The organism is Streptomyces sp. NPDC002676, from assembly GCF_053592455.1.
Map to the genome: position 1 here is coordinate 1 of NZ_JBSFVT010000069.1, position 1,938 is coordinate 1,938.

Here is a 1,938-nt window from a genome sequence, read left to right on the forward strand (position 1 = left end):
GTGTGTCCTGAACGCGAAAGGGAGTTGATGGTAGCGAACTTCAAATAGCGGTGCTGTGCGGGAGATGAAGGTTTGGCCCTTCGAAGCCGCCCTGCGGGGGGAGGCTTCAAACCACCTCATGCTGCGTTGGCTGAAGACCGTCGTGGTGAGCGATGAGGAAAAGGCGTCGTTGAAGGCGTCAGGTGGGGATCGGGAAGACGAACGCAAGTGAATCGCTGTTGACGTGTCGAAATGGCAACAGACGACATCGAAACCGGGGAGTACGCAAATCCCCGGGATGAGCCTGGCGGGTGCCCGTTTATTGGCCAGGCGGTGTCCGGCATGGAGGCGACGTGAGCCTGGTCTGCCGCTCTCGCATGGAACAGGAGAAGGCAGTGCCCGATACTCTCCGACGGAACGGATGGGGGAGAGGGAGTGCTCCGAGCAGACGCAACTGTGAGGGGTCGAGTACCGATGCGGGTCCTGCTGGCGGACCGGTCCGTAGTAGTGCTGAGGCCCCTGTAACGGGGGCGGAGCGAAGGGACCGGGCCGCTCGTGACTGTGTTGATCGCATCAACCGGAAGTCCTCCGGGAGGAGTGGGGTGAGCCAGTTGAAGTCTCGGATCAAGCCGTTCGACATCTCAAAGCGGGAGGTTATGGAGGCATGGGAGGAAGTCAGGGCTAACAAGGGTGCGCCGGGTGTGGACGGGCAGAGTATCGAGGACTTCGAGAAGGACCTGAAGAACAACCTCTACAAGGTCTGGAATCGTATGTCGTCGGGCTCCTACTTCCCGCCTCCGGTGCGCGCGGTGGAGATCCCGAAGCCACACGGCGGAGGCACGAGAATGCTCGGCATTCCCGCTATCTCGGATCGGGTGGCGCAGACCGTGGTGGCCCGGCATCTCATGCTGAGGGTGGAACCGATTTTCCATCCGGACAGCTACGGATACCGGCCCGGACGATCTGCCCTGGACGCGGTGGGGAAATGCCGGGAACGCTGCTGGAAACGGAACTGGGTGGTCGAGCTCGACATCCGGAAGTTCTTCGACAGCGTGCCCTGGGACCTGCTTGTCAAGGCGGTGGAGATCCATACGGATGCCGTCTGGGTGAAGTTGTACGTGCGCAGGTGGCTCGCCGCCCCGCTCGCCATGCCCGACGGCACCCTGCACCAGCGGGAGCGTGGGACGCCACAGGGCGCCCCGGTGTCTCCCGTCCTGGCGAACCTGTTCCTGCACTACGCGTTCGACACCTGGATGGCCCGGGAGTACCCGACCGTGCAGTTCGAACGCTACGCGGACGACGCCGTGCTGCACTGCGTCTCCGAGCGCCAGGCCCGCAAGGTCCTGGCGGCGCTGGAGGACAGGATGGCCGAGGTCGGGCTGCAACTGCACCCGGACAAGACCCGGATCGTCTATTGCAAGGACGGCTCACGCCACGGCTCGTACGAGCACGAGGCGTTCAGCTTCCTCGGGTACACGTTCCGCGCCAGGAGAAGCCGGAGTCGGCACGGGAACCAGTTCCTTTCGTTCGAGCCGGCGATCAGCAGGGAGGCTCTGACCAGGATCGGGCGGGAGGTGCGGTCATGGCGCCTGCACCGCCGGTCCGACCTGACCTTCGGCGAGCTCGCCCGACGGATCAATCCGATGGTGGCGGGCTGGCTCAACTACTACGGCCGGTTCCGGCCGTGGGAGCTGCACTCCTTCGTCATGCGCATCAACGCCTACCTGGTGCGCTGGATACGCAAGAAGTACCGACGGCTCGCGGGCAAACGGAAGGCGCTGGCGAAGCTTCGGGAGATCGCGCAGCGGTACCCCCGCATGCTCGCCCACTGGCGCTTTTCGCCCACGCAGGGAGCCCTGTTGATCTGAGATCAGAGCGGCAAGAGCCGTGTAACGGGAGACTGTTACGCACGGTTCTGTGAGGGCCGGGAGGTGAGATCCCTCCCGGCTACTCGACCCG

The 1,938-nt window shown here is 64.1% G+C and carries 1 protein-coding gene; it reads left to right on the forward strand.

The window, feature by feature from the left end:
* The first annotated feature begins 635 nt into the window (after nucleotides 1-635).
* The gene (gene ltrA / locus ACWD3E_RS43235; protein ID WP_451392934.1) at nucleotides 636-1,847 is read left to right on the forward strand and encodes a group II intron reverse transcriptase/maturase; all 1,212 of its coding nucleotides are present in this window, start codon (nucleotides 636-638) and stop codon (nucleotides 1,845-1,847) included.
* The last annotated feature ends 91 nt before the right edge of the window (nucleotides 1,848-1,938 follow it).